Genomic DNA, 7,122 nt, shown 5'->3' on the forward strand with positions numbered 1-7,122 from the left:
AGTGGGGCGACCTCGGCGTCGACATCGTCGTCGAGTCCACCGGCTTCTTCACCGACGCCACCAAGGCGCGGGCCCACCTCGACGCCGGCGCCAAGAAGGTCATCATCTCGGCGCCCGCCACCAACGAGGACATCACGGTCGTCATGGGCGTCAACCACGAGCAGTACGACGGCGCGCAGCACCACGTCATCTCCAACGCCTCGTGCACGACCAACTGCCTGGGCCCGATGGCCAAGGCGCTCAACGACGACCTCGGCATCGTCAAGGGCCTGATGACCACGATCCACGCCTACACCGCCGACCAGAACCTGCAGGACAACATCCACAAGGACCCCCGCCGCGCCCGCGCCGCCGCGATCAACCTGGTCCCGACATCGACCGGTGCCGCGAAGGCCATCGGCCTGGTCCTGCCCGAGCTCAAGGGCAAGCTCGACGGCTACGCCATCCGCGTGCCCGTGCCCACCGGCTCGGCCACCGACCTGACCTTCGAGGCCGGTCGCGAGACCACCGTCGAGGAGGTCAACGCGATCATCGAGAAGGCCGCTGACGGCCGCTTCCTCAAGTACTCCACCGACCCGATCGTCTCCTCCGACATCGTCACCGACCCGGCGTCGTGCATCTTCGACGCCCCGCTGACCAAGGTGATCGGCAACCAGGTCAAGGTCGTCGGCTGGTACGACAACGAGTGGGGCTACTCCAACCGCCTCGTCGACCTGATCGGTTTCATCGGCGAGACGCTCTGACGTCGATGTCCGACATCGCCTCCCTGGGGGACCTGACGGGCAAGCGCGTCCTGGTCCGCTCGGACCTCAACGTGCCCCTCGACGGCACCACCATCACCGACGACGGCCGGATCCGCGCGAGCATCCCGACTCTTCTGGAGCTGTCCGACGCGGGTGCCCGGGTAGTGGTCGTTGCCCACCTGGGCCGCCCCAGCGGCTCCCCGGACCCGAAGTTCTCCCTGAGGCCGGTCGCGGCCAGGCTGTCCGAGCTGCTCGGGCGACCCGTCGCGTTCGCCACCGACACGGTCGGCCCCAGCGCATCCGAGACCGTCGCCGGCCTCCAGGACGGCGACATCGCCGTCCTGGAGAACGTCCGCTTCAACGACGGCGAGACCAGCAAGGACGACGCCGTCCGTGGCGCGTTCGCCGACCAGCTGGCCCAGCTGGCCGACGTCTTCGTCTCCGACGGCTTCGGCGTCGTCCACCGCAAGCAGGCCAGCGTGTACGACATCGCGCTGCGGCTGCCGTCGGCGATGGGCGGCCTCGTGGCGGCCGAGGTCGACGTGCTGCGCCGGCTCACCGACCACCCCGAGCGCCCCTACGTCGTCGTCCTCGGCGGCTCCAAGGTCTCGGACAAGCTCGGCGTCATCGACAACCTGATCGACAAGGCCGACAAGCTGCTGATCGGTGGCGGCATGGTGTTCACCTTCCTCAAGGCCCAGGGCCACGAGGTCGGCAAGAGCCTGCTGGAGGCCGACCAGCTCGACACCTGCACCCGCTACCTCACCGAGGCGGCGGACCGGGGCGTCGAGATCCTGCTGCCGACGGAGGTCGTGGTCGACACGGCCTTCCCGTCGGGTGACCGCGAGCCCCAGCCCGTCGTCGTACCTGCCTCGGAGATCCCCGCCGACGCGCTGGGCCTCGACATCGGCCCCGAGTCGGCCGCGGCCTTCGCCGCCGCCCTGTCGGACGCCAGGACGGTGTTCTGGAACGGTCCGATGGGCGTGTTCGAGGTCGACGCCTTCGCGGACGGCACCCGGGCCGTGGCCCAGGCGCTGACCGAGGTCACCTCGGCCGGCGGCCTCTCCGTCGTGGGCGGTGGCGACTCCGCCGCCGCGGTGCGGCAGCTGGGCTTCGACGAGGCCGCCTTCGGCCACATCTCCACCGGCGGCGGCGCGTCGCTGGAGTTCCTGGAGGGCAAGGAGCTCCCGGGCATCGCCGTACTCGAGAGGGACTGAGCCATGGTTGGCACCAAGAACGACCGCACCCCGCTGATGGCGGGCAACTGGAAGATGAACCTCAACCACCAAGAAGCGGTGGTGCTCGTCCAGAAGCTCGCCTGGACGCTGTCCGACAAGCGCCACGACTACGGCAAGGTGGAGGTCGTCGTGCTGCCGCCGTTCACCGACATCCGGTCGGTGCAGACCCTGGTCGACGGCGACCGGCTCTCGATCCGCTACGGCGCGCAGGACGTCTCGGTCCACGACAACGGCGCCTACACCGGCGAGATCTCCGCGGCGATGCTCAGCAAGCTGGGCTGCTCCTACGTCGTGGTCGGTCACTCCGAGCGCCGGATGTTCCACAACGAGTCCGACGAGCTGGTCAACGGCAAGGCCCACAAGTCGCTGGCGGCCGGGATGACCCCGATCGTCTGCGTCGGCGAGGGACTCGACGTACGCCAGGCGGGGGAGCACGTGCCCTTCACGCTCTCGCAGGTCGATGGGTCGCTCGACGGCTTCACCGCCGAGCAGGTCGCCGGCCTCGTGGTCGCCTACGAGCCCGTGTGGGCCATCGGCACGGGCGAGGTCGCCACCCCGGACGACGCCCAGGAGGTCTGTGCGGCCATCCGCGAGCGCGTCCGCGAGGTCCACGGCGACGGTGCGGCCGAGGGCCTGCGGATCCTCTACGGCGGCTCCGTGAAGGCCGCCAACGTGGGCGGGATCATGGAGAAGGCCGACGTCGACGGGTGCCTCGTGGGCGGCGCGAGCCTCCAGGTGGACGAGTTCGGCGGCATCTGCCGCTTCTACGACATGCCCGTGCTGTGAGGCGCCGACCGGTTCGAGCAGGACGTGACGTAGGCTTCCGCTCGTGATTCTGCTCTTCACCATCCTGCTCGTTATCGCGAGCTCGATCATGATCCTGCTGGTGCTGCTCCACAAGGGGCGCGGCGGTGGCCTCTCCGACATGTTCGGCGGCGGCGTGTCCAGCAGTCTCGGGGGATCGTCCGTAGCCGAGCGCAACCTCGACCGCTTCACAGTCGGCGTCGGTGTCATCTGGTTTGCCTGCATCGTCGCCCTGGGCCTGCTCAAGGCCTACCAGGGCAACTGAGCCCCCGAAAAAGGAGAATCCCTCGTGGCTGGTGGTGGAAACGCGATCCGTGGCAGTCGGGTTGGGGCTGGCCCCATGGGCGAGGCCGAGCGCGGCGAGGCCGCTCCCCGGCAGACGGTGACGTACTTCTGCAGTCACGACCACCGCTCGGTGGTGACCTTCGCGATCGAGGCCGCCGCGCCCGATTCGTGGGACTGCCCAAAGTGCGGCCTGCCGGCGAGCCGGGACAGCGAGAACCCGCCCCCGGCGCCCAAGATCGAGCCCTACAAGACGCACCTCGCCTACGTGAAGGAGCGGCGCAGCGAGACCGAGGCCGCCGACATCCTCGACGAGGCCGTGGCCCAGCTGCGCAGTCGCCGCAAGGCCGGCGAGATCATCTTCTGACGAGCTGACGCTTGTGCGCACTGCAGGTGCGCCGAGCTGACGCTTGTGTGCACGCACACGGTGCCGAGTTGACGCTTCTGCTCACGCCGAACGCCTGCGCGTACGTCGTACGGCCTCGGCGACGACCGTGAGGATGACCTCTTCGACCCGTTGCTGGGGCCCGTAGACATCGACGGAGACCAACGGCTCGATCACCCAGTCCTCGTCGCGGTCCAGCCACGTCCGTCGTACGACGTCGTGCTCGCGCGCGGCCTCGTGGTCATGCCATTCCGCACCGTCGTACTCGACCCCGCCGCGGATGCCGGCGGTCCCGATGTCGATGAACGCGAGCCGCGCTCCGGACCGCACCTCCACCTGCGGCTCGGGCGGCGGGACCGGCAGCTGGATCCATCGCCACCGGATGACACTCTCGCCGCCCGACTGTGAGCGTCCGTCCATGTGAGGCGCGACGTGACGGAGAGTGGTCACCCACCGCATGCCCTTGAACCGGTCGATCTCGCCCAGCAGCTCCGCCAGCGAGAACGCATCGAGCCGATGAAGGGCATCGAGTGCCGTGATGGCAGGCTCCGGCCACCGTTGGCGACCGAGGTCAAGGGCCGTCCTCAGGGGTGTCGTCAGCCTCAACCCGTGCAGCTCCGTGATGTCGCGGGGCAGCAGCGCTCGCTGCCCACCGTCGACCAGCTTGTTGCGGAGCCGTCCGCGACCGAGTGGTAGGTCCATCGTCACGGGCATGACGTTGAGGTGCTCGTTGGGAAGCAGGACCATGCTCGCACCCCACAGCCATCCCGCGTGACGATCGACGACGATGGCGTCAGGTGGGACCACCAGGCGCAGGCAGGCACAGCGGAGGGCGATGTCATCGGGCAGTTGTGCCGGGACGTAGCAGTTGCGGATGGGGTGGCGCAGGAGCCCGGCTGCCACGAGTGCGCTCAGGTCACGGCGGCCGACACCGTTCTCCGCGGCGGTGCGCGCGGTGAACGGCGTGCTCGTCGGCAGGGGAAACGTGTCGTCCAGAAACGCTCGGTGGAGCCAGGGCGCGAGGTCCATGTCCCCACGCTTCCCGCGGCGCCGCGAGGTCGAACCCGCCAGTCCGCGCCTGTGGAAAGAGTGCGCAGAAGCGTCAGCTCGGCACCGTGCGCGTGCGCAGAAGCGTCAGCTCGCACCGTGCGCGTGCGCACAAGCGTCAGCTCGGCACCGTGCGCGCGCACAGAAGCGTCAGCTCGGCACCGTGCGCGCGCACACAAGCGTCAGCTCGGCACCGTGCGGGTGCGCACGAGCGTCAGGTCAGCAGATGGGCCGAGTCGGGGTCGAGCCACCAGAGGGTCTCGACCGTCCCGCGGGGCACGCGGGCGGGGCACTCGACGGCCTCGGGGGAGCCGATCGCGGCCGGGCCGGACATGGCCGCCGCCACCGCGCCCGCCTTGTCCTCGCCGGCGGCGACGAACCAGACGGCGTCGCTGCGGTCCATCGCCTCGAACGTGAGGGAGAGGCGCTCCGGGGGCGGCTTGGGCGAATCCTCGACGGGTACGACGATCGCGTCACGCACCACGGCTGCGGGATGTCCGGGGAAGAGCGAGGCGACGTGGCCGTCCGGCCCGATGCCGAGCATCAGCACCTCGAAGGACCCGGCACCGAACTCGCGGATGGTCTCGCCGTAGGCCGCGGCGGCGTCGTCGAGGGAGAGACCGTCGTCGCTGGCGGGCATCGGGTGGACGTTGGCGGGATCGACGCCGAGCGCCGTGATGAAGGCGTCGTGCGCCTGGACCTCGTTGCGGTCCGGGTCGCCGGCGGGGAGCCAGCGCTCGTCGCCCCACCACAGCACCACCCGCGACCAGTCGACGCCCGACCCGGGGGAGAGGCGCGCCACCTCGCGGTGGAGCTCGTCGGCGATGCTGCCGCCGGTCAGCCCGATCTGGGGGACGTCACCGCGCGCCTGCGCCAAGGCGAGCCGCTCGAGCAGGGCCGCGGCGACCGAGGTGGCCAGCTCGGACCGGCTGTCCGCACGACGGACGTCCGACGAGGTCACTTCGAGCCCTGGAGCTTGACGAGCCGGGCGGCGGTGGCGGCGTACACGTCGTCCTCGTCGAGGCGCCGCAGCTCCTCGGCCAGGAGGGCCGGGACCTCGCGCCGCTTGAGGGCCACGGGACGGTCCGGCCGGTGGGGGGAGGTGAAGGTGGCCAGCCGGCCGTCGGCGCGCGCGATGCGGATCGGCCCCTGCTTCGTCTGCATGCTGACCTCGGTGATGCCGGGACCCTCCGAGTTGGCCCGCTTCACCGTGACCTTGAGCCGGTCGGCGAGCCAGGCGACGAGCAGGTCGGCACTGGGACTGACCCGCTCGGCCGTGACCGTGGCGCCGGTGACCTTCAGCGGGTGCTGGTCCAGCGACGCGGCCAGCAGAGCGCGCCACGGGGTCAGCCGGGTCCAGCTCAGGTCGGTGTTGCCGGGCGCGTAGGAGCGGCACTGGTTGAGCATCGCCGTGGACTTGCCGCGCGAGACCGCCGCCGAGTCGGTGATCCGTCGCTGCGCCAGGGCGCCCAGCGGGTCGGTGGCCGGGTCGGGCGGTGACGTGGTCGGCCACCAGATGGCGACAGGGGAGTCGGGCAGCAGCAGCGGCAGCACCACCGACTCGGCGTGCTTGACCACCTCGCCCTTGAGCCGGATCAGGGCGGTCTCGCCGCCCCAGCCGTCGCCGCTGCCCACCTGGGCGTTGACGTGGGCCGACCCCCGGGCGTCGCCGAGGATCACCCCGAGGACCCGCGAGGGGTGCTCGCGCGAGGCGCGCTTGGCCGCGAGCATCGCCTCGGCCGCGTCCTCCTCGGGCGCGACGATGATCAGTGTCATCACCATGCCCATCGCCGGGCTACCGGCCCGGGTGCGGGACCGTACGAACTCCGCGGCGATCTTCGCCGAGTTGGTGTCGGTGAGCTCGATCATCTCGGGGTCCCCTCGAAGGCGTGAGTGGAAGGAGCGAAGCGGTAGGAGCGAGCGGCTTCGTGGGGTGAGGTCATGGTCACGGCCTCCTCCAGACGCGTCCGTCGCGGGCGAGCATCGCGTCCGCGGACTTCGGTCCCCAGGTGCCGGAGTCGTAGGTGTCCGGCTTCCCCTTCTTCGCCCAGTGCTCGATCACCGGGTCGAGGATCTTCCAGGAGAGCTCGACCTCCTCGTGCCGCGGGAACAGCGGCGGGTCGCCGAGCAGCACGTCGAGGATCAACCGCTCGTACGCCTCGGCGCTGGCCTCGGTGAACGAGCCGCCGTAGGCGAAGTCCATGTTGACGTCGCGGATCTCCATCGCGGTGCCCGGGACCTTGGACCCAAACCGCATGGTGATGCCCTCGTCGGGCTGGATCCGGAAGACCACGGCGTTGTGGGTGAGGTCCTCGGTGGCGGTCTCGGCGAACGGCAGGTGCGGCGCCCGCTTGAGCACGACGGCGATCTCGGTGACCCTGCGACCCAGTCGCTTGCCCGTGCGGAGGTAGAACGGCACACCAGCCCAGCGGCGGGTCGCCCAGCAGCACGTCGAGGATCAGCCGCTCGTAGGCCTCCGGACTGGCCTCGGTGAACGAGCCCCCATAGGCGAAGTCCATGTTGACGTCGCGGATCTCCATGGCGGTGCCGGGCACCTTGGAGCCGAACCGCATGGTGATGCCCTCGTCGGGCTGGATCCGGAAGACCACGGCGTTGTGGGTGA

The 7,122-nt window shown here is 70.3% G+C and carries 8 protein-coding genes and 2 pseudogenes; 5 read left to right on the forward strand and 5 right to left on the reverse strand.

Features of this window, described 5'->3' with window-relative positions; translation table 11 throughout:
• From JWN97_RS13525 to JWN97_RS13545, 5 genes are all read left to right on the forward strand, one after another.
• A partial coding sequence (locus JWN97_RS13525; RefSeq protein ID WP_297623380.1) for a type I glyceraldehyde-3-phosphate dehydrogenase occupies positions 1 to 743 on the forward strand: 743 nt, incomplete at its 5' end.
• A 5-nt stretch (positions 744 to 748) separates the two neighbouring features.
• Positions 749 to 1,960, forward strand: coding sequence for a phosphoglycerate kinase (locus JWN97_RS13530; protein WP_297623381.1), 1,212 nt, complete (start codon positions 749 to 751; stop codon positions 1,958 to 1,960).
• Positions 1,961 to 1,963: 3 nt separating this feature from the next.
• Positions 1,964 to 2,767 (forward strand): triose-phosphate isomerase, encoded by an 804-nt coding sequence (gene tpiA / locus JWN97_RS13535; RefSeq protein WP_297623382.1) that lies wholly within the window; start codon positions 1,964 to 1,966, stop codon positions 2,765 to 2,767.
• Positions 2,768 to 2,810: 43 nt separating this feature from the next.
• Positions 2,811 to 3,050: a preprotein translocase subunit SecG gene (gene secG / locus JWN97_RS13540; protein ID WP_297623383.1), complete on the forward strand. Its 240-nt coding sequence runs from the start codon at positions 2,811 to 2,813 to the stop codon at positions 3,048 to 3,050.
• Positions 3,051 to 3,074: 24 nt separating this feature from the next.
• Complete coding sequence (locus JWN97_RS13545) at positions 3,075 to 3,434, forward strand: RNA polymerase-binding protein RbpA (protein WP_297623384.1); 360 nt, start codon at positions 3,075 to 3,077, stop codon at positions 3,432 to 3,434.
• A gap of 81 nt (positions 3,435 to 3,515) precedes the next feature.
• On the opposite strand, the gene JWN97_RS13550 is transcribed toward JWN97_RS13545, so the two are convergent.
• The 5 genes and pseudogenes from JWN97_RS13550 to JWN97_RS13570 all read right to left on the reverse strand — a co-directional run.
• Positions 3,516 to 4,481 carry a hypothetical protein gene (locus JWN97_RS13550; protein WP_297623385.1) on the reverse strand — a complete coding sequence of 322 codons (966 nt, stop codon included), beginning with the start codon at positions 4,479 to 4,481 and terminating at the stop codon, positions 3,516 to 3,518.
• A 232-nt stretch (positions 4,482 to 4,713) separates the two neighbouring features.
• On the reverse strand, positions 4,714 to 5,460 hold the full coding sequence (gene pgl / locus JWN97_RS13555) for a 6-phosphogluconolactonase (protein ID WP_297623386.1): 747 nt from the start codon (positions 5,458 to 5,460) through the stop codon (positions 4,714 to 4,716).
• Complete coding sequence (locus JWN97_RS13560; protein ID WP_297623394.1) at positions 5,457 to 6,368, reverse strand: glucose-6-phosphate dehydrogenase assembly protein OpcA; 912 nt, start codon at positions 6,366 to 6,368, stop codon at positions 5,457 to 5,459. The genes pgl and JWN97_RS13560 overlap by 4 nt, the downstream gene beginning before the upstream one ends.
• Positions 6,369 to 6,444: 76 nt before the next feature.
• Positions 6,445 to 6,933: pseudogene (locus JWN97_RS13565) on the reverse strand (glucose-6-phosphate dehydrogenase); the annotation flags it as partial.
• Positions 6,926 to 7,122: pseudogene (locus tag JWN97_RS13570) on the reverse strand (glucose-6-phosphate dehydrogenase); the annotation flags it as partial. The pseudogenes JWN97_RS13570 and JWN97_RS13565, both read right to left, overlap by 8 nt.

Origin of the sequence: Nocardioides sp. (genome assembly GCF_025965415.1) — a bacterium.
GTDB lineage: Bacteria > Actinomycetota > Actinomycetes > Propionibacteriales > Nocardioidaceae > Nocardioides.

Coding starts and splice junctions, on each gene's coding strand:
- JWN97_RS13530 (WP_297623381.1), top strand. CDS start 749: ATGTCCGACATCGCCTCCCTGGGGGACCTGACGGGCAAGCGCGTCCTG.
- tpiA (WP_297623382.1), top strand. CDS start 1,964: ATGGTTGGCACCAAGAACGACCGCACCCCGCTGATGGCGGGCAACTGG.
- JWN97_RS13550 (WP_297623385.1), bottom strand. CDS start 4,481: ATGGACCTCGCGCCCTGGCTCCACCGAGCGTTTCTGGACGACACGTTT.
- JWN97_RS13560 (WP_297623394.1), bottom strand. CDS start 6,368: ATGATCGAGCTCACCGACACCAACTCGGCGAAGATCGCCGCGGAGTTC.